Source organism: Pseudomonas sp. FG98 (assembly GCF_057808595.1).
Map to the genome: position 1 here is coordinate 1 of NZ_JBMDIJ010000091.1, position 22968 is coordinate 22968.

The following is a 22968-nucleotide window of genomic DNA, read 5'->3' on the forward strand; positions in this document are numbered from 1 at the left end:
ATCTGACGTATGGATTTCGACCCCTAAAACAACGGCAGGAATATTCTCTGTAACGCTCGGAAAATTCTTATAAAGCCTGTCGTTACAAAAGACTTCTGGCAGCGTTCCTGAACTTCCTGGAAATCCCGAATATTCAGATAAAGCCGAATAGCCTGACATTAAAAGTAATTAAATCTGATGACATGGCAGGAAATTTCCTACATATCTTTAAATTAAAGATATGTATGTACCAGAAACGCATCCATAGCCGGCGACCCATTCAAAACCCTCAACAAAGCGCCCGATCCAGCTGAGCCAACGGCAGCTCACCATGGGTTTGGCCTTCCTGCGAGAAATGCCGTGAAAATCGACTCCCGGCAGCCACATCACGTCTTCCAGCCCCCCCTGCCACAACCCCCGGATTCTTCCATCCGCACACCTGACCAACCAGTCACAAAACCCGCCCTCACCCAACGTTCACGGGCATTTCCTCAGCACACAAAGCTATTTCCACAGCAAAAAAACACTGAAATATTCATTTGCAGTTTGCTACCCCCGCAACTATGTTTTCGAGCACCCGGCGCTCACAAGGAAGTGGCACACCGTGCCAGTGAGTCGCCTGTCACCACCTCAGGGAAGACATCATGGCGACTCGCGATTTCGTTCGAGCTGTGCGTCACGCTTTTCTCACGCTGGCCGTGTTCACCTCACTGGCAAGCACTCCGATCCAGGCCCAGGAAGCGCCCAAGGCGCTGAGCGTCAAGCCCCAGTCCTACCAGGAAGCCCCCAAGGCCCTGAGCGCCAGGACCCAGGCCGATTTCAAGGCGCTGGACGCCGAGGTTCGCCCCGGCACGCCCTACCGCCTGAACCTGGCCAACCCGCTGCACTACCGCTACATCACCGAAACCCTCCAGCGCGCCGGCAAGACCCCGGAAAACTCGCCGCAACTGTTCCGCACCCTGAAAGCCGGGCGTAACAGCGGCCTGGCCGAGCTGAAGAAATCCGGCGGCAAACCGGCCAGGGCCGTGGCCGCCAGCAGCGAAAACAGCGGCGGCATCCAGAACCTCAACTTCATCGCCACCTTCTCCCAGGACAACAGCGCCCCCGCCAGCAAGTCCATGACCCTGGCCGCCACCGACAGCCAGCCGGGCTACCAGGCCACCGGGATTTCCTCGGTGGCCGGCGGTACCACCACCACCTCCATCGTCATGGAGCTGTACGAGGTGGAAACCGGCAAGGTCTACGCCACCCAGTCCAGCACCCAGTACGGCCAGGGCACCGATTTCCGCGTGCAGGTGACCGGCCGGGTACCGAACGCCGACGGCAGCCCGACCACCCAGGCCAAGGGCCTGTTCCTCTACTACCCGGCCAATGCCGGGCCGATCGATCCGCCGGTGGTCTACACCCAGACCTTCCAGGACACCCTCAACCCCAGCAGCGCCTGCCTGAACCAGCCCAACTACTGCGTGCGCAGCAACGGCAACTGCACCGGCAGCTACGAAACCAGCTGCACCAACACCAAGGCCAACACCACCGCGATCAAGCTGTGCTGGTACCGCGGCAGCCAGCAGGAGTGCGACTACTGGAACTCCAACGCGCACCCGACCGACTTCGTGTTCCCGCTGTCGGGTTCGGCGACCTTCCCCAACACCGTGGTTTCGCCACCGGCCGGGGTCACCAGCATCTACATCCAGAACCCGACCGGCGGCGGCTGCAACGTGTACTTCCAGCAAGGCACGGTGCTCGAATCGCAGTACTGGACGGTCAATGGCTCGACCATTTCCTGGAACTACCCGGCCTCGGCCTTCCCCAACACCGGCAACTGCATCAACTACTACGACGGCACCCAGGCCTACCTGTGGGTCACCGCCTATGTCGCGCTCAACGGCAGCGGCAGCCAGGAGCCGCCGTTCGGCACCCTCAACTTCACCAGTGACCGCACCTACATCGGCACCCCCGGAGTGAACATCATCCCGCCGCTGTACATCATGCAGGGCTGCCTGGCCGAAGGCACCGAGATCACCCTGGCCGACGGCAGCACCCGTGCGGTGGAAGCCTTCACCGGCAAGGGCGGCGAGTCGGTGAAAAGCGCCGACGGCAAGACCAGCGAGGTCTACGGCACCACCCAGGGCACCGAAGCGCACCCGATGATCCGCATCAAGACCGATAAACAGCAGAACGTGCTGGTGACCCGCACCCACCCGATGATCCTCGACAGCGGGCTGCCGGTGCAGGCCAACCTGCTGCGGGTCGGCGATGTGCTGAAAACCCTCGACGGCACGGCGGTAGTCACCTCGGTGCAGGCGGAGAAATACACCGGCAAGGTGCATAACCTGCTGACCCAGCCCTACCCCACCTCCGGCACCTACTACGCCGGCGGCCTGCTCACCGGCGACGCCAACATGCAGCAGTCGCTGGCTTCGGTGAGCAACCGCCAACCGGTGCGCAGCGCCGAAGAGATCCGCCGCAGCCTGCCCAAGGAATGGCTGAAGGACTTCGACAACGACCAGTGACGCCCACGGGGGAGACGTGATCGCGTCTCCCCCGTCGCCCGGCTTCCCGACTCTCTCCTTCCCAGACCTTTTTCCCGGAGGCGCACATGGCCGCCCACGCACAATCCCTGAGCAATGCCAACGACCCGAGCATCGTTTCCGCCATCTACGACGGCAGCAGCGTGCGCGTCACCTGGACCCCCTCGGCCGACACCGGAGTCACCGGCTATGTCATCCAGCTCGCCTGGCTCGGTGGCGGCGAACCGGTGCTGGCCTACCAGAGCCAGGTGTTCCAGGGCCGCATCACCACGGTAGGCGCACTGACACTGAGCCAGCCGCTGAACACCGACGTCACCTACCAGGTGGTGGTCCAGGCCCAATGGGGCGATAGCGCCGGGCAGAACAGCGCGCCGGTGATCCTGCCCACCGCCCGCCCGACCCTCGATGCCGCGCTGTATGACGGCAAGGCCCTGCGGGTGGAATGGCAAGCGTCGTGGCAGGCCGCTGCCGGCTACGAGATCGTGGTGCTGTCGAAGAGCATCGGCACCCTCTACACCATCCCCGTCGCCGGAACGCAGACCACCTCGACGGTGGTCGACAACGCGCAACTGGGCGGTGGCCTGGGCGACAACGCCGAGTGGACGGTGCGGGTCGCCGCGGTCGGCGAGAACAGCGCCAGCGCGCGCTCCGACGAGGCACAGTTTCCTGCGACCTCGATGGTCCGCCCGGTGCTGGCCAAGACCAACCTGTACCGCAACAGCAACCACATCACCGCCCGCTGGACCGGCTCCGCCGCCAGCGAGATCGTCGGCTACCGCCTGAGCGCCAGCGCGGCCGCCAGCAGCACTCGCTACGACCTGTATGTCGCTGGCGGCAACGCCGCCCAAGCCGTGCTGCCGCTGCCCGCCGCACTGGCCGACAGCGAGATTTTCCAGCTTTCCGTTACCGCCCTTACCGCCAGCGGCGCCGGGCTGGTCAGCCCGCTGACGCCGATCGTCAGTACCGTTCCGGTGCTGACCTCGGCGGACTACAGCGGCAGCGCACTGAACCTCACCTGGACCCTGCCGAGCAATCCCGGCGTGACCGGCTACACCCTGCAGGCCCTGTCGTTGAGCAGCGGACAAAGCCTGTCGGCGACCGTCAGCGAACCCAGTGCCACCTCGGGCAGCATCACCCTGGCGACGCCCCTGGATACCAGCCAGAACTGGGTAGCGCAGATCATCGCCAACAACAACGGCGGCGTCGGCGCCGAGGGCGAGTGGCTGCCGCTGGTCACCGGCAGCGCCAGCTTCACCAGCCTGGTGGTCAGCGCCGACGGCAGCAGCCTGGAGATCACCTGGCAAGCGCCGGTGTCACTGGTCGCCCCGGACAGCACCACGGTGACCCTGCTGCTCGACGGCGTCGCCAGCAGCAATCTCACGGTGAACGGCAATACCGCGCGCCTGGCCCTGCCGGCAAACACTGGCGCTGCAACCCTGAGCGTCGGCCTGGCCCCGGCCCGCGGCGTAGCGCGCAACAGCAGCACCGCGGCCCTGGCCGCGCCGTTGGCGATCCCGCAATTCAGCAGCTGGGACACCGACGCCGTGACCGCCAGCGGCACCCTGAGCTGGGCCGCCCTGGCCGGCGCGCCGGGCTATCGCCTGGGCCTGCCTGGCGGCCAGCAGCTCGACCTGACCACCACCAGTACCACCCTGACCCCGGCGCAACTGGCCAACGGCGGTCACCCGGCGCTAGTCACCCTGCGTAGCGCCGGGGTGGTCAGCGGCTGCACCCTGATCGGCCCGGCCAGTGCGCCCTTCGCCCTCGCCACCACACCGGTGCCGGAGCTGTTGGTCGACTACGACGGCGCCACCCTCAGCGCCCGCTGGAGTGCCGTGGCCGAGAGCCAGAGCTACCGGGTCTCGGTGCTGAAGACCGTGTCCGGAACCACCAGCGTGGACCAGGCCTTCACCTCCACCAGCGGTGTACTTGAACAAAGCTGGGCCTATGTGCCGGCCAGCCCCGACGCCGCCCTCCAGGTCGTGGTGCAGGCCAACCAGCCGGTACTCGGCGCCAGCAATATCGGTCCGTCTGGCCGCGCCCGGGTCCTGTACCAGAGCGCCTTCATTCCCTCGACCGCCGCCGCCTCGACCAGCTTCCCGCACCTGCTGCCGGCGCAGGCGCTGGGCACCGCCCTCAACGGCAGCGCGCCGGCCAGCGACCTGACCCTGTACCTGCCGCAGATCGGCAAGACCGGCAGCCTCAGCGGCCTGCCCATCACCCAAGGGCCATTCACCCTGGCGGCGGCCAGCGGCAACAGCTACCCCTACAGCCTGGCCATCGCCTCCAGCGGTGCCGACTCGCCCTGGACCTTCGACACCCAGCCCGTGCGCAGCGGCCTGCTGCTGGCCTACGTGGCCTTTCTCCAGGCCCTGGAAACGGCCGGCGCCGCGGCCTGGGGCATCATCGCCGTGCAGGACGCCCTGGCCCGGGTCATGCCGCAGACCTTCGAGGAGTCGCTGTACTACGGCTTCGGCCTGTCGTTCCCGTCCATCGCCACCGGGGTCACCCTCGGCTCGGTCGACCTGCGCCCGGGGATGATCCTGCGGGTCGCCGCCAGCCCGTTCCAGACCATCTCGTCGAGTTCCTCGGACCTGAAGTGGAGCAACGGCTATGTCGCCGGGCCGACGGTAGACTATGCAGTCGGCCAGTTCGTCGACAGCTCGGGGGTGATCAGCACCGGCTGGGATTCCTTTATCGGCCAACTGGTCAGCGGCGGCGCGCTGTCGGTCAACCCGCCGCCGTCCCATGCCACCACCCAGCAGATGGGCGGGGTCGCCGATGCCGCCGACCTGTACTTCCCGACCTTCATCACGCCGTTCTACCGGCTGTTCTCGCCATCGTCCCTGGCCAGCGCCAGCGACCCGGCGGTGACCACCACGACCAACAACTTCACCCTCGCCGCCGCCGCCAGCTTCACCGCGCTGAACAGCGCCAGCAACGTCCCCGGCGGCACCGTGCCGGTGGCCTTCTTCCGCGGCCGCGCGGTACCCAAGGCCTGCCTGCGGGTGACCCTCGACGGCACGCCGCTGGTGGTGCCGGTGGGCACCACAGTGGCCAACCTGCTGGCCCAGGCCGGGCGCATGCCGGTGCCGGCGGCCTTGCCGGTAAATGGCGTGCGTGTGCTGCGCGGGCTGGGTGCCGCCGTGCTCGACCCGACGGCCGCGCTGGGCACCGCGGCCTGGCCGCTGCGCCTGGACTGGACCGGGCTGGGCAATTACGCGCCGGGCTGGACACCGCTGTCGCTACCGCTGCTGCCAGGCGATGCCGTCACCACCCAGCAGCCCTGATCCATCACCGCCTCGCGACAGGGAGCCGTCATGAGCGTACCGGTGTTCGAGCAAGTCACGGCGGGCCTGTACCGCCTTTCCACCCTCGCCGAGAGCGGCCTGGAGAGCTATTGGGCGGGCTACCTGGCCAGCCCCGGCAGCGACCTCGGCGCCAGTGCCAGCCTGGCGCAGACCTGGGCGGACACGGGGGGCGCCTACCTGTTTCTCGGCAGTGCGCCGAGCGACCCGGCGGCGTTCGTCGCCGACCTGCGCGCGCTGTGGTCACGCCTGTCACCCAAGGGCTGGCTGCGCCTGCTGTGGATCACCAACCCGACGGACAGCGCCAGCCAGTGGCAAACCCAGGGCATCGACGCCCTGCCCGTCGGCGCGCCGAGCGGCAACTGGCGGGTGGTACGCGACATGCGCTTCGCCCTCGGTCAGTACGCGGTGGCGGTCAAGGGCGGCAGCGACCTGCAAGCCGGCAGCGACAGCCTGCTGTTCGACACGGCCGGTATGTCGTTCTTTGCCAGCGGCGGCGTGTATGCCGCGACCGGGGCGCAATGCCCGCTGCCCCTGACCGGGACGCAACTGGGCTGCCTGACCTTCGCCATCAGCGCCAGCAATGGCCTGGACGCGGATGCCGACGACATGCAGCGCCTGGGCGTGATGCTGCGCTACGGCGAGGCCGATGCCGAAAGTCCGGTGGGTGAGGTCAACCTGATCGACATGCCGCTGTTTCGCCAGCTGGACGCCACGCCCTTCGACCTCGCGCTAAGCTTCGACCCGCTGAACCCCTGCTTGCCGCAACGCAGCGCGCTGGTCTTCGCCACCGCGCAAGGTGCCGCGCCGACCCTGGAATACGCCCAGCGCAGCAATACCGGGCATGCCACCCAGGTCACCCCACGGGCCGGCAGCGGCGACCTGCCCGGTGCGCGCCTGAGCTTCGGGCGCACGCCGCTGTTCGATGCCGCCGACGTCGCCAGTGCCAACCTGGTCTGGCACCTGGCACCGGACGGTCTGTTCGACTTCAGCACACCGCAGCAGGCCCGCGGCAGCGATGGCAACAGCCGGGTGATCCTCGGTGTCTCCGGCACCGAGACCGTGGTGCTGCCGCAAGACAGCCCGTCGCTGTTGCTGTTCCAGGCCAATGGCGCGGCCTACCTGCCGCCGGCCGGCGAGGATGCGGGCGGTTCGAACCTCAGCGACCTTGGCACCACTGCCTGGGCCACCGTGCTCTCCGATGGCGGCAATGGCCGCAGCTACGAGGCGCAGCCGCCACGTTCGCCGCTGTTCAACGCCGCCCAGGTGCCGGTGGCGGGATTTCTCGCCTACCTGAACATGAACGCCGCCACCCTGCCGACCTTGCAGGCCAGCCAGCAGAGCGCGCCGGTGGTGTGGCCCATGGGGGTGTACGCACGGATCCCGGCGGACGCCATCGACCAGGCCGCCCATCTGGAGGACGCCGCCCTCGCCCCCACCCGGCGCACGCTGATCGGCCTGCCGCCTCTGGAAGCCCCGCGCAGCGCCCCCACCGGCCGCCTGCGCCTCGGCGCCCAGGCCGCCGCTGGCGACACACCGCCCCTGGGCGTTACCCCCAGCGGCCTGATCGCCGTGCTCGACCCAACCCAGTCGGCCTGGGCCGGGGTGCTGTTCGCCAACATGCCGCAGTCGGACACCGGACAACTGATCCTCACCGAGGTCAAGCCGCCGTTCCAGGCAGCGCTGCAATCCAACCAGCTGTTCATGGTGGTGGCCGACGTCGACACCTTCATGGACCAGGGCAGCTCGGTGGCCTATCAGCTCACCGCCGCCAATGCCGTCCCGCGCCTGCTGGCCGCCGGCGTTCCGGCGGCGCAGACCCAGGCGATCAACAGCGCACTGAGCGCCCTCGGCTACCCGGAGTTCGCCAACGAAGCTGCCTTCGACGCGGCGGTGTCGGCCAGTGCCGGCGACTACCTGGCCCAGGCCCAGTCGGCCGCCGGCCTGCTGCGCGCCGATATCGAAGGCTGGACCTTCCAGTTGTCGCCGCGCTCCTGGCGCAGCGATGTGCTGAGCCCGACCCTGATGCTGTTCAAGTATTGCGGCCGGGCCATCACCGAACTGGCGGCAGACCCTGGCGCCTGGTGCTGGCCGGAAGTGGCGCTGGCCGCCGACGGCACGCTGGCGCCGACCCTGGCGGCGCTAGACGCGGTAATCGCCAAGGCACGCCTGGCAGTGCTCGACCCGGATATCGGCGACAGCGACCCGCTGGTGCTGTTCTACCACGAGGTGCTGGACAACCCGCGCTGGAACGGCGTGCTGTTCCTCAATGCGCCGATCGACTTCCAGGACATGCCCTCGGCCCTGCGCTTCATGGCCGCCGGGGTCGACCGCTCGCGCTTCTATGCCCATCACGTCGGTTTCTCGCTGACCCCGTACACGCCGCAGAACGGCGTGATCGCCCTGGGCCAGACCGCCGCGTTCGGCCTGATCGACTACAACGACCCGGACGACCTGGTGGCCTCCACCACCATTCCCTTCGGCTACAAGACCCTGTCGATGCGGGTGCGCTTCGACAATGCGCGGGTGGTGGACTTCTCCGCCGAAGCCGAACTGATGGTCAACCGCCTGTTCGCCTCGTGGCTGGCCAAGGTCGACCGCGCACGGGGCAACAACCTGATCCTCACCGGCAGTTACCAGCGCATCGGCGGCCAGCCGAGCTACTCCTTCAGCCTGCTGGGCGACAACGTATTCCAGAGCAACGGCGCGGCCCTGGCCTCCATCGATATCCGTGACTGTCGCCTGGAAACCGCCGCAGCCCCGGTGGACGGCCTGCTCACCGCCAACTTCGTGCTGTCGGGACGGCTGGCCTTCGTCGAGATCCCCGAGTTCGACCTGTTCGGCTACGGCCCCGGCGAGGCGGTCAACGGCTACCTGAGTTTCCAGGGTCTGGTAGTGGCGATGTCCTTCTCCATGGAAGACCCGGCCAACCAGCACTTCACTTCCGGCGAAGCCGGGGTCGGTTTCGATACCGGGCCGGGTGCATCATTGGCGCGCCCGGCATCGCTGCTGGAGAACTTCCCGCTGCGCCTCGACGGCCTGGTCGCCGCCCCCGACCTGGCCGCAGCCGGCCAGCCGCCGCAAGGCGCGACCCCGGAAAGCCTAGGCTTCACCTCGATCGGCGCACCGCTGGACCAGCAACCGCTGGCCGCGCCCTGGTTCGGCCTGAGCCTGGCTCTGGACATGGGCACCCTCGGCGCCCTCAGCGGTGCCATCGGCCTGAAGATCACCCTGCTCGCCGCCTGGGGGCCGGAGCCGGTGGCGGGCGACCCGCCGGTGTACCTGGGGATCAAGCTGGGCATGTCCAACGCCCTCAACGGCAGCCTGCCCTTGCAGGGCGTGCTCAAGCTGGGCTTTCGCAACTTCCTGTTCGAGACCTGGCGCGACAGCGACAACCGCCTCAACTACCTGCTGCGCATGCGCCGCTTCGCCCTCTCGGTGCTGGCCTGGAGCTTCCCGCCGGGCAATGCCGACCTGATGCTGTTCGGCGCGCCGGGCAGTCCAAAGACTTCGCTGGGCTGGTATGCGGCGTATCTCAAGGATGAGGACAAGAAGAAGCAGCAGGCGTTGCTGGCGGGTCCGGCACCACGCCAGGTGGCCAGGCGCACGCCGGATGCACGGCGCCTCGCACGGTCCGGACGGCGTACGCCGCCGGTTATCTGAATCAGGACTCAAGGACGATCCCGATGAGCAGTCATTTCCGCCTCTATTCCCTGGATGTCGGGCAAGGCATGTCGACACTGTTCGTCGTCTATGACGCCAGTGGCAAGGTCACCGCACTGGCCCTGTTCGACCTCGGTTCGCTCGGCAAGCGCGATGTCGCAGGCCCGTCCACCCTCGAGTTCCTGAAGAACATGGCCCTGCAGCGGGAATCGCCGAACGGGCGTATCGATGCCGTGTTCATCTCGCACAAGGATGGCGACCACATCAACATGTTCTTTGGCAGCGAGAGCGGCAAGGATCCCCTGCAAGGCCTGTTGCGCCTGCTCCCGGACATGACCATCGGGCTTTGCCGCTACGGCGGTCGCTACAGCTGGTACGCCGACACCGCCACGGTGGACAAGAAAAGCGAGAACCTGCTCACCCTGATCAAGGCGCGCACCGCCAAACCGGATGAGGACGTGAAGGGCTTCCCGGTAGGCGCCAGCACCGTGGTGCCCACCGGCGGCGTTGGCAGTCTCTGGGGCGGGGACGACTACCTGGTGTTCCTGGTAGCGGCGAATGCGCCCTACAACGGCGAGGCGGTCGGCACTCCGGAAGACCAGATTTCCGCCAAGCCCAACGGCGACCAGGCCAACTCCAAGAGCCTGGTGCTGGTCGTGGGCGTGGAGGCCGGGGGGCAGATGACCACGGCCATCATCGGCGGCGATGCGACGTTCCCGACCTTCCAGTACATCAACTGCCTCGTCACCGGGACCGGGCAGAACGTCTACATGACGCTGCTGCCGCACCATGGCAGCCGCAAGACCACCTTCGGCCTGCCGTCGAAAAGCAAGCCGATCAGCGTGGAGGCCCGCAGCGTGGTAGAGAACTACGCCCGGCTGATGTCCGGCAAGACCGTGGTGGCCAGCGCGGACACCGGTAGCAACTACGGACACCCGTCCCTGGAAACCAGCCAGCTGTTTCTGCAATACGCCGACACCAGCAAGACCTGGTGGACCGACCCGCTGGTCGGCAACGGCCGTCACTTCACCACCGCCTACATCGACTTCGCGCTGGACACCACCACTTACAACCAGACCGGCATGAAAACCATCCTGACCACCCAGAACCTCTACTCGACGCGCTACTACGACAGCTCGGTGGTGTCCTCGCCCATGGTCGCCTACGCCCCGTTCACCGCCTTTGGCACACCGCCGTACAGCGACAAGTTCGCCTATGCCCCGGGCATGAACTGGATCTATACCCTGCTGCCCCAGGCCGTGGGCTTTCTCATCGATTTCCGCGGTGTGTCGAGCAACCGCCTACCCAAGGACAAATCCGTGGAGGTGCTCACCGCCGAGCAGTTGCTGGAATCGTTCACCTTCGTGCATCGCGAAGGTGTAGACGAGCCCAAGCCGGCAATGCAGAGCGCCGCACCACCGCCACCTGTGCCCTCGCCCCGGGTGGAGCCCCGGCAGGTCGCTCCCGGCCAGGCTCGTGCGCCGGCCCGGGCCCAGCGCCTGGCTCCCAGGCTCGGCACCCCGGGTGCACCGTCGGGAGGTCGCCGCTAAATGTCCCTGTCCTCGACCTACGCGATTCTCAAGGCCGCCATCACCCCGGCGCAAACCATCGATCTCTGGACGGTCTCGGCCGATCCCGGGCTGCCGGGGCTGCGTGGCGTGCTGGAGCTGTTCGGTGTATCGGCCAGCTACATCGTCAGCGCCACCACCCTCAGCCAGGGGCTGGACCGGGTGACCCTGAACGGCAACGGCCGCTACGGGCAGCCCGGCGACCCGCAAGGCATGCGCTTCAGCGCCTGGATCACCCTGCTGTACACCGAGCAGGACGGTACGGGGGGCATCTTCCAGTTGTCCATGGCGCTGACCGAGCCCGGCTGGACCTTCCAAAGCTTCTTCAACCCGGCCTGCCTGCCGGACAGCGAACGGGTACAGACCGAGGACGCCGCCGTACTCTGGGGGCCGTCGTTCCTGCTGTCACTGGGGCTGAACGCACCGGTGTTCCGAGCCGACAGCCGTGCCAACGCCAGCCTGCTGCTGTCAGGCTCGCTGCCCGACTCGCCGATATTCGACGGTTTCGCCGACCTGCTGGCGCCCTGGCCGCTGGCCCTGAGTGGCCCGCTGACGATGCCCGCGAGCTGGACCGGTATACCGGTCATGACCCTGCGCGCCGCAGCCACGAGTTCGGCCAACGTCCCCATCGCCGCCAACGGCGGCACGCTGGGCGGCCCGGGCGGCCTGAGCCTGCGCGGCCTCGGGCTGGAGTTGCTGGTGCGCGACGATCTCGACGAAGCGGTCTGGGATCGCACCAGCTTCTCGGTGGCCAACCTGACCGGCACCGTCATCCTCGGCAGCGGGCCCGACGCCTTGGTGGCCACGGTGACCACCCAGGTGCTCACCTCCGGTCCGCAGTGGCACATGACCGCAACCTTCGATCCGCAGCACGCCTCGGTGGTGCGCGGCATGGCGCAATTGACCACCATCTTCGGCCTGCCGGCGCTGCCCCTGCCGGACAACTTCCCACTGATGGAAACCTTCAGTTTCCGCTCGGTGGAACTGTATTTCTCCTCCCCCGGCAACGGCATACTCCCCACCCTGAACTTCCTCGTGGTATCCATCGGCTCGGACCAGCAATGGACACCGCCAGTCCCCTTCGTAACCCTGCACAACGTCGGCACCCGCTGGACCTGGGGCTGGAGCAAGGACAGCGCGGGCAAGAGCGTCAGCAGCGTGTCCGGCTCGGTCAGCGGCTCACTGCGCTTCGGCGGCAATGATCCGCAGGACAAGGTGGATGTCGATATCGCAGTGTCCCTGCCCGACCTGTTCATCCAGGGCAACATGCGCGCCGGCGACTACATTCCGATCGGCCAGGCCTTCACCTACTACTTCGGCGCTCCCGGCCCCGCCGCCGGCGGCCTGAGCAGCGCGGTGGTCTCGGCGCTGGGGTTCTTCGCCGATCCGCTGAACCAGACCTACAACGCCAACACCACCGTGGTCTTCCTCGATCCGTCCACCGGCCTGCCGGACCTGCGCCAAGGCTGGAGCGTCGACCTTATCGTCATTGACCTGGTCCTCGAGCAGGTCGATTTCTGGATCGCGGTACAGAACGGCCGCGTCGGCGGAGGGCTGTCCGGCGTCTTTTCGTTCTACCCGGATGCGGCGGCCGACGATTACGAAAGCCCGCGGCTGATGCTCGCCGCCAGCTACCCCATTCAGGACCCGAGCAGTCCTCGCGGCTGGGTATTCGAAGGCCATCTCTACCAGGGCACCAGCATCAACCTCACCGACCTGGTTTCCCAGTTCCTCGGCCTGGGCAAGGCCCCGGCCTCGGTGCCGGTGCTGATGGTCGATCGTCTCGACGTCAGCTTCTCCACCGGTGACCAGTCCTACGAACTGGGCGGCACCATCTCCATGCGCTGGACCCCGACCCTGTTCGGCACCGAGCTGAAGGTTTCGGCAGCGGCCAGCATCGATATCGCCCGCGACGGCAGCGCTCCCCCTGAAAAACCCGCGTCGGGGCGGCTGAGCGGCGAGTTCTCGATCAACCGCATCGGCGTCGAGGTGGGCATGGACGTCGGCGTCGACGAGCCGACCTACCTGCTCAAGGTCTACGTCGACACGATCTGGGTCCAGGCCATCACCGCCTGGCGCGGAGACAAGGACAGCACCACCAACCCGCGCCACCAGGTGGTCTCGGTGCAACTGGGCGGCACCACCCTGGGCGACATGCTCGAGTACCTGGTCAACCTCGCCGCGCCGACCCTGGGCTTCACCCTCGACTCACCGTGGGACGTGCTCAAGCGCATCGAACTGTCGAGCTTCGTGTTCACCCTCGACCCGACCAACAACCTGGTGGAGTTCGTCTACAAGGCCAAGGTCGACCTCGGTTTCGGCACCCTCTCGGCGATCGGCGTGCGCTATACCCGCGCCGGTGCCGGCAAGGTCGAGCTGATCCTCGAAGGTTCGCTGCTGGGCAAGTCGTTTACCGGCGACGACGCCCTGGCCTGGGACGTGGTCAACGACCCGCCGCCGGCCGTGCCGGGCACCGGTTCGTCGCTGGTGGAGCTGCGCTACCTCGGCATCGGCCAGCGCATCCGCCTGCAGAACCCGGTGGACACCGTGGCCGGCAACCTGGCCCTGCTCAAGCAGTTCATGACCCCGGTGGAGAACCCCGACAAGCTGCCGACCACCCGCAGCAACGGGGTGGCCTTCTCCGCCGACAGCCAATGGCTGATCGGCCTGGATATCGGCCTGATGGCCAATACCGTCGACCTCGGTTTCCTGTTCAACGACCCGATCCTCTACGGCCTGTCGGTGGGCCTGAATGGCGAGAAGGCCGGCAGCCTCGCCGGGCTGCGCTTCGAGATCCTGTACAAGAAGATTTCCGACGACGTCGGCATGTTCCGCGTCGAACTGCGCCTGCCGGATGCCTTCCGCACCTTCCAGATCGGCATCGCCTCGCTGACCCTCGGCACGGTGGTGATCGAGGTCTACACCAACGGTAACTTCAAGGTCGACCTGGGCTTCCCCTACAACCAGGACTTCAGTCGTTCGTTCTCGGTCCAGGCCTATGTCTTCATCGGTCGCGGCGGCGTGTATTTCGGCCTGCTCGATGGCGTTACCTCGAGCCAGGTGCCGCGCATCAGCAATGGCACCTTCTCGCCGGTACTGGAACTGGGCATCGGCCTGGCCGTGGGTGTGGGCAAGGAAATCCGCGCCGGGATCCTCGGCGGCGGCGCCTATGTCGAGGTGCAGGTGATCTTCCAGGGCGTGCTCGGCTGGTTCAACCCGTCCAGCGCCGGGCTGCCGTCGGCCCAGTATTTCCGTGCCCAGGGCATCGCCGCCCTGCATGGCAAGGTCTACGGCTACGTCGACTTCAAGGTGATCAAGGTGTCGGTGAGCCTGGAGGCCTATGCCCAGGTCAGCGCGCTGTTCGAGTGCTACCGGCCGACCGAATTCACCCTCAAGGTCTCGGTGCGCGCCGAGGCCAAGGTGAAGGTCCTGTTCATCAAGATTTCCTTCAGCTTCCATGTCTCGCTGGAGCTGTCCTTCACCCTGGGTTCGGTGCAGCAGACGCCGTGGATCGTCGCCCCCGGCGGCGACCCCAAGGGCTTCCAGGACAGCCGCCTGCTGGCCAGCCCCGGACGCGCCGGCAGCCTGGCCGGCGGCCACGGGCCACGGGCACGGCGCAATCGCGCACAGCGGGTGCAGGTGCTCAGCGCCCAGCACCTGCACCAGGTGCTGCTGCGCAAGCGCACCAGCAATGCCCTGGCCGTGGTCGAAGACAGCGATTGGGACTGGGACCCGAGCCGCAGCCAATGGCCCGACGGCCAGCCGCGCACTGCCCTGCTGTACCTGCTGCCGAGCATTTCCATCGGCGAGCTGCCGGTGTCGTGGAGCGGCCCGGCCCAGGCCGATGCGACGCCCGACTACCGCGCCGCGTTCATCCTCTGCGCCAACTCCGGGGTCGATCCGCAGGCCCCCAACGCCCGCGCCGAGGCCAACCGCTCGGCCCTGCACCATGCCCTGGCGGCCAGCGCCGAGGACACCGACAGCCTGACCCCGGACCTGTGGGTGCGCACCGTGCTGCTGTATGCGCTGTACGCCATCCCCGACGGCCCGCGCAGCGAAAGCGATCCGCTGACCGCCGGCCAGCTGGCCCTGCTCGCCGCCGCCCTCGACGACCCGCAAAGCGCCGATGCGGCCTTCTCCTGGAGCAATCTGGACACTCTGTTCGCCACCAACCTGCACCTGCTGCTGGGCGCCGATCCGGGCGCGGTCACCGAGGTCGGCGGCATGGTCGCGCCGCTGCCGCCGGGTCTGACCCGCAGCGGTACGCCGGGCGGCACGCTGAATTTCGCCGAGGCCAATCCGGTCGGGCCCTGGTACGAATGGGACCTGGCCCAGTACATGGGCCAGTACCTGCCGGTGGGCGGCGCCAGCGGGCCGCGGCCGCAGGAGGATGATCCGGCCCACTACGAGTCGTTCCCGACCTTCATCTTCCGCGACTACTGCCTGATGCTGGCCAAGGCCGCGGTGCAGGAGGCCGGCGACCTGCTGGCAAGCACCACGATCAGCGTCGCCGACGACGGCAGCGGCCAGGGCCAGTCCCTGGCGCAACTGGCGGCGGGCTTTGCCAGCGCCACCATCGACTACCCGGTGCGCGCCGGTGACACAGTGGAGAGCGTGGCCCAGGCCCTCGGGGCCAGCAGCGCGGAACTGCTGTTCCTCAACCCCGACCTGGAGCACCAGTTGGCCACGGCGCCGGTGGGCAGCCGCCTGCCGGTCAACCTCGGCATCGCCCCGGAAGTACTGGCCGAGGACAACGCCAACGAGGCCTTCGCCCTGACCAGCGTCAACCTCGGCGCCCTGGTCCACCAGGCCGCCAGCGGCGAAAGCCTGGATGCCATCGCCAGCCTGTTCAACCTGGCCAGCAGCAGCCTGCTGTTCGAGGCCGACGGCAGCGGCCTGGGCGATTCCGCCGAGCTGCTCGACCCGGCGGCGCCCTTCGACCTACCGGCGCGGACCTGGAGCAATGCTCCGACCGAGCGCCTGCTGGCCGCTGCCACCGCCTACGTGCGCTATCGCCGGCCACGGCTGATCCCGGCGGACTGGTATGCCCAGGCGATATTCGACGGCAACGCCGCGTTGATCGCCCAACTGACCCGCGACGACCTGACCCCGGACAGCCAGGAACTGCCGCCCGACCAGGTGCTGCAAGTACCCCAGGGCTTCAACGCGGTGCAGCCGACCAGCAGCTACACCACCCAGCCCGGCGACACCCTTGACCTGATCGCCGCGACCCTCGCCCTGGTCCAGGTCTACCCCGAACTGTCGCCACCGGAAGCACCGGACTGGCAGGACTTCCTCGCTGCCGTCAGCGGCTCCGCCGGTGCCTGGGTGCTGCCTGTCACCAGCGGGTTGTATGCCGCGTCCGGCGAAAGCCTCGATGCCCTGGCCCGGCGCCTGCTGCTGGACGTGACCTGGACCGCCAGCAACGACCCGGCGGTGGGTACCTGGCAATACGCCTGGAGCACCATCCTCGCCTGGGCCGGCCCGGCCACCTTCCTCGCCCCGCTGGCCCTGGTGCCGGTGCCGGATGCCGTGGCCAAGGCGGGTGAAGGCGAGAGCCTGAGCTTCACCCTGCTCGCCAACACCTATGGCCTGACCATCGCCGACGCCGCCACGCGCCTGGAAAACCAGGCCGGGCTGTATGCCATCGATACCGTGCTGAGCGTGACCCAGGTACCGGTGATCATCATCGACCAACTGCTCGAACAACTGCTTGGCGGCGCTGCCCTGCCCCGTATCGTCAACCAGGGCTCGCGCTCGCTGATGGCCGGCCTGCGCGCACCGAAGCCGGTGACCGACGCCCAGGGCCACGCGGTGGCCGACCCGCAGCAACCCACCCCGCTCTACGACCTCACCGGCCAGCAGTTCGACCTGGCCGTCGACACCTCGCCGGACAAGGCCGACGAACCGGCCCTGGAAATGACCCTGACCGCCCAGAGCAGCTGGATCAGCCTGGTGGACAGCACCGTGGCCGGCGCCGATGCCGTGCCCAACAGCCGCTTCCTCGCACGCAGCGATATCCCCGTCGGCATGGCGGTGCCTACCGAGGTGGTGGAAAGCCTCAACTACCGCTACAGCAACGCGCAGATCATCGCCATGGGCCCGGCCACCAGCCTGACCCTGCCGGTAACCAAGGCCCCGGCGGCCATGGCCCTGGCCGGGTTGTCGCCGAAAGCCTACGGCCTGACCCAGCGCATCGAACTGCAAACCCCGGTGGCCTTGCCGATTCCCGGCATGGACGGCCCGCCCGTGGGCTCCCAGCCGACCCTCTGGCCGCTGCCGGCGGACCTGCGGGCCAAGGCCCTGGCCGGTTCCAGCGTGGCCTACGACCTGCTGACCACCGCCGAAGGCGCCAGCGCCGGGCGTGATTCGGTCAGCGTGGAGAGCGCCACCTGGGCCTGTCGCATTCCGGTGGCGATCAAGCAGATCAACGACGCCCTGACCCTGTTCGCCCTGCAAGGCGTGGACGAGGCCGAACGCCCGACCCTGCTGGCCCTGCGCGCCTGGCTGGCGGCCGGTGAAGGCGACGGTACGGTGGTCAAGGTGCTGGCCCTGCCGGCGCCGAATGCCGGCAATGCCGCCGGGGTCAGCGTGCTCGACGGCACGCCGGAACAGACCTGGCTGATCCAGGCCAACCTGTCCACGGAAAGCGTGCCGCGCTCGCCGGATATCACCCTCGGCCGGGTCAACAGCCTGGCCCGGGACGGCGATCCGGCGCCGGCGGCGTCGCTGAACGAACTGGAACGCTTCGTCACCCTGCTCTGGGAAGGCAGCGTGGTCGGCGGCACCGGCTACACCCTGGGGCTGGAAAAGGGCCTGCCGGCCAGTGCCCTGGATGCCAATGGCGTGGCCAGCATCGATCTGCTGGTGATCGCCGGCAGCCAGCAGGCCAGTGCGCCGCAAGGCCACAGCCTGCTGCCGTTCAACACCTGCGCGCTGGTGGCGCCGGGGCTGGATGCGACCATCGGCACCCTCTACGCCGAGGACCACAACGAGGACGACATGCTGCTGCAGGCCCTGGTCCCGGCCGGCAGCGTCGGCTTCAACCTGACCCTGGACGCGCCACCGGAAGACGGTGAAGGCGACGCCGAGTTGCAGGCCCGACGCCTGTTCAGCCTGCTCGGTGCGCAGATTCCGGCCAGCGGCGATTCACCCTTCGCCATGGCCGCCTCGGGCATGCCGGCGCCGCCCACCCCGGTGGAGAAGGACGCCCCGCCCGCCTGGAAGCGCCAGCGCCTGGTACGCCGCGGCGTGCTGCGCGACCAGCGCCTGGCCGAGGAGGCCGATCCGTACTGGCTGTACGAGCAGATCGTGCCGCTGTACCGCTTCGCCACGCCGTCGCCGCTGCCCCGGGTGCCTGGCCTGCCCGACCCGGACGCCGATCCCTACCGCGGCTTCGGCTGGGCCGACAGCCTGCCGGCGGCCGAGGTGGTGCTGAACTTCCAGGACATCCTTGGCAACCAGACCGGCGCCAACCCCGCCGGCCAGGGCCAGGTCAGCCTGCCCAGCGGCTACACCGATCCGCTGCTGGGGGTCGGCGATTGGCCGGCGCAGGTCAGCGCCTGGTCGGTCAGTGCCAAGGACAGCCAGGTGACCCTGGGCATCAGCCTGGAAGCGCGCCCGGCCACGGTGATGCCGTCGCCGAGCCAGCCCGGCGATGCCGCCGCAGAAACCGCCGGACGCCAGGCCGAGGCCTATGCCAAGGCCTACTACCAACTGGGCCAACCGCTGAGTGCGGCAGTGGAAACCAGCCTGGATACCAGCGCCGCCCATGTCATCGACCAGTGCCCGCTGTGGCGCTTCGCCGCCGCGTCCCAGGCCTTCAGCGCCAGCGCCGCGCAACTGCGGGCAGCCCGCGCCCCGGTCAATGCCACCCTCGCCTCGCTGGTGACGGACTACAACCTGCGCTACGCGGAAATGGGCCTGGCCAACGCACAGGTGCCGGTGCAGGCGCTGTTCGGCGTCGGCGCCCAGCTCAAGGTGCCGGCCTATGCCCTGTTCGCCGAGAACGACACGGCGCAGGGCATCGTCAGCCTGCACCGGCCCGACGGCTGGCCGACCATCAGCGCCGAAGCGCTGCTGGCCGCGCCGGAAAACGCTGACCTGCCGCTGCGCAGCGGCGCGATGCTCAAGGTGTCCCCGGCGCTGACCCGCAATACCGGCGACGGCAGCGCCAACCTGGCGACCCTGGCCAATGCCCTCGGCACCCTGCCGGGGCTGCTGGCCGGGGACAACGCCAGCCTGACCATCCTCACTCCCGGCGTGACCTTCTCGGTGGCGGTGTCCGAAGCCGAACTGGTGTCGGTCAGCGCCACCGAGGCCGATGCGCCGACGCCGATCCGCTCGCTGGACCAGGTGTGCAGTGCCTTCGCCGAACTCGGGGTGAATATCAGCGTCGACGACCTGGGCCAGAGTCACCAGGCGCTACCGGCGATCTTCCAGGCCGACCAGCTAATCTCCAGCACGGTGTGGGTCGCCGGCAGCGACGACAGCCTCGGGCATAACGGCAGCGGCCTGGACCAGGCGGCGCTGGCCGCGCTCAACACCACCACGGCGAATCTGTTCGAGATGGGCGCCCTGCTCCATCTCGGCGACTTCAACGACGGTGCCGGGATCAGCGCCGACGGTGCGCAGACCCTGCACCAGTTCGCCGATGCCCATGCCTGCCCGGCGGAATTGCTGCTGGCGGCCAACCCGGACCTGGCGGTGCCGAGCGATGGTGCCTTCGCCCTGCCCGGGCGGGTCAGTTGGCCGAGCGACGCGACGCGGGTACGGGTGCCCTATTCGATCCAGGCTGGCGACAGCCTCGACGCCATCGCCCCGCGCTTCGCCGAAAGCAGCGAGGCACTGGCCACGGCCAACCTGGACATGCCGCTGGTGCTGGCAGGCGGCGTGACCCTGGACATCAGCGTCGACGGCCATTCCTACAGCCTGACCACCGCAGCCAGCGGGCAAAGCCTGGGCGCCACCCTGACGCAACTGCAACAGCAGGCGCCAACGGCGACCCTGGCGGACCTGCTGGCCGGCATTGGCGACGACAGCCAGGCGCTGAACCCCGGCGCCCTGCTGATCTGCGCCGCCGCGCAATTCAGCAGCGCCACCGCGCCTTCGGCGATCGCCGGGCTGCTCGGAGTGGGTGCCGGGGCCTTCGCCCTGGCCAACGTCGGCACGCCGGAGCTGATCGCCAGCGGTATCACCCTGGTCGCCCCGCAAGGCCAGGCCAGTGTGCAGACCCAACCCAACGACTGCCTGAACAGCTTGATCGTGCGCTTCGCCGAAGCCGGAGTGCAGGTCAGCGCCCAGGAGATCGTGGAAACCCCGGCCAACGCCGACCAGCCGCTGTTCGCCGCCAACGCACCAGCCCTGGTACCGCCGGCCGGCGCGCTCATCAGCCTGCCGATCGGTGCCAGCGGGCCTTACCCGGGCCCGGCCTTCCCGCTCGAAGTGAACCTGACCCTGAGCCGCCCGGAGCAACTGATCAACCCGGACTTCGCCAGCGGCAACGACGGCGGTGTGTCGCGCAGCAGCAGCCCGATCCCGGCGCCGCAGGTGCCGGTGGCCGAGGACCAGGGTGGCGGCCTGGCCTTCAACGCCTTTATCGCCGCCATGCGCGCCGCCCTGCCCGACCTGCGCATCGCCACTGGCCGCGCCCTGGAAGACAGCCGCGACCTGTGGGCGGTGGACTTCGGTACGGCGGGCATCCGCTCGCTGGATATCTTCGGTGCCACCCAGGTGCCCGGTGCGGCGACGCCACAGCCGCGCTTCTTCGCCCTGACGCCGCTGTACAAGAGCCTGGTCAGCCGCCAGGGCGTCGCCCTCAATGCCCTGCTGCCCGATGGCACGCTGTCCCAGGCCAGTGCCCAGCATGATTTCCAGGGCATCGACGTGGAGCCCTGGGCCGGGCGTTTCCTCTCGGACATGGACCGCATCCTCGGCGCCAGCAACGTTGCCGCGCTGTACCGCAGCCCGGACACCCGCCAGACCCTCAGCGACCTGGTGGCGGTCAAGCGCCAACTGGCCGGGGCGATTCCCGAGGGCCTGGCGCCGGTGCTGGACATCACCGACGAGCAAGCCGCCGAAGGCCAGGCCGCAGCGGCCACGACCCTGCAACAGCAACTCGGCGTCAGCCTGTCGCGGGCCTGGAGCGCCTCGACCCTGGTGCAGTTGAATCGCACGGTCGCCTCGGCCTGGCAGAACCCGGGCAGCGAGCTGCTGCCGGCGGACATGTATGGCGGCATCGAGGTCACCAGTGGCGGCGAAGAGCGCTCGTGGAGCATGAGCGCGGGCAAGTGCTGGCTGACCGATTTCTCGCCGTTCATCACCCTGCTGCTGACCGAATCGGACCCGGCTACCCACCGTGCGGTCACCGCGCACATGGCCTTCGGCGTCACCGACCTGGAACGCAATATCACCAGCGCCGGCCTGCCCGACGGCTATGCCGCCTCGCAGTGGCTGACCTTCGTCCCGCCACTGGGCGGCAGCAACCTGCCGACGGCGATGAACAGCGACCTGGGCGAGGTGTCGGTACCGATCCCGCTGCGCAACTTCCCGGCCTTGCCGGTAATCGTCGAGCAGCGCGCCAGCGCCACCGCGCTCGACCCCGAACTGCGCGCGCAATTGCGCCAGGGCCGGGCGCGCAGCACCCTGCGGGCCAGCGCGACGGTGGATCTGGCCAGCCTGCCGCTGTGGGACCACCGCTTCACTTACTCCCACGAGCATGCCGAGCAGGACGATGTCAGCCTGACCCTTCGCTACAACCTGCGGCCCGACCAGATGCTGCGCCTGGCGCTGGAGGACGCCGACCTGTTCGTTCAGTTGGCGCGTTATATCGCCGTGGCCGATGGGCTCTGGGAAATCCTCGGCGAGCTGCCCGACAGCGGCGTCCTGACGCCGGTGCAAAGCAATGCCGCCAACACCCTGCGCGATCTGGCCAGCGCCGTCGCTAGCAGTTGGAACGTGCGCCAGGACAGCGCGCCGCAAGCCAGGCTGCAGGCACCGGATACCGACCAGTTCAGCTTCCAGGCACGGGTCACCGACCGCGACGGGCCGCAGTCCAGCCGCGAAGTGGACAGCCTGGGCCTGACCGCACTGAGCGCCGGCATCGGCCCTGACGGTCAATGGCCGCAGGTCTGGGCGCTGACCGCCGCCGGGCTGATGGTGCAACTGGAACGGCAGGATGTCTCGGCCAGCGAATCGCGCTACGCGGTGCCGGAAGATGCCCATGTGCCGGCGTCCTGGCCGACCTTCAGCCTGGTCTTCAGCGGGCTCAACGTCGCCCACTGGCAGAACGCGACCGGCTCGATCCTGGTCCAGCGCAACCAGAAGCTGCTGGGCGCCGACGGACCGTCGACCAACCCGGCGTTCGTGTTCCAGACCGACCGGGTCGAGGCCGCCAGCGTGGCCACGCCGCTCAATGCCTGGGACCAGCGCGTACCGCTGAGCAGCACGCCGACCACGGTCAGCGCGGCCTTGCAGGCAGCCTTCGACACCTTGTTCGGAGACGCTGCGCAGGACGGCGGGCTAAGCATCACCGCCGGGGTGTCCTACGCCTATGAACTGGCCACCGACCCGCTGGACCCGAGCCACGGGCTGGTCGGGGAAACGCCGGTGTACCTGTATCCCAACCAGATCCTCGATGGCAGTACGGCGGGGAACCTGCAGACGGCGGTGAACACCTGGCGCACCCAGGCCAATCCGCAGCGTGAAGGGGGTGAGTGGGTGTTTTCGCTGACGTTGTATTCGTCGCTGGAAGAGGATCGGCGGCCGTTGCTGGTGATCGGGAATATGTATTTGCCGATGGTGTTGGAGGGGTGAAGGTCTGATCGTCTGTCGGGGAATCGCATCAGGGCTGACAGGTGCATGCTGGTGTTTATCTGGCGCCCTCAAGATCGAGCGCCGCCCGCGCGGCGCATCGCGGCT

The 22968-nt window shown here is 68.2% G+C and carries 5 protein-coding genes; all 5 read left to right on the forward strand.

Going from position 1 to position 22968, the window contains the following annotated elements:
- Positions 1 to 623 precede the first annotated feature (623 nt).
- The 5 genes from ACODSK_RS28560 to ACODSK_RS28580 all read left to right on the forward strand — a co-directional run bounded on the left by ACODSK_RS28560 (position 624) and on the right by ACODSK_RS28580 (position 22863).
- The gene (locus ACODSK_RS28560) at positions 624 to 2492 is read left to right on the forward strand and encodes a Hint domain-containing protein (RefSeq protein ID WP_489020916.1); all 1869 of its coding nucleotides are present in this window, start codon (positions 624 to 626) and stop codon (positions 2490 to 2492) included.
- 86 nt (positions 2493 to 2578) lie between these two features.
- Positions 2579 to 5800, forward strand: coding sequence for a fibronectin type III domain-containing protein (locus tag ACODSK_RS28565; protein ID WP_489020918.1), 3222 nt, complete (start codon positions 2579 to 2581; stop codon positions 5798 to 5800).
- Between the two features lie 30 nt (positions 5801 to 5830).
- Complete coding sequence (locus ACODSK_RS28570) at positions 5831 to 9481, forward strand: hemagglutinin protein (protein WP_489020920.1); 3651 nt, start codon at positions 5831 to 5833, stop codon at positions 9479 to 9481.
- 23 nt (positions 9482 to 9504) lie between these two features.
- On the forward strand, positions 9505 to 11031 hold the full coding sequence (locus ACODSK_RS28575) for a ComEC/Rec2 family competence protein (protein WP_489020922.1): 1527 nt from the start codon (positions 9505 to 9507) through the stop codon (positions 11029 to 11031).
- Positions 11032 to 22863, forward strand: a complete 11832-nt coding sequence (locus ACODSK_RS28580; protein ID WP_489020924.1) for a hypothetical protein — start codon at positions 11032 to 11034, stop codon at positions 22861 to 22863.
- Positions 22864 to 22968 lie beyond the last annotated feature (105 nt).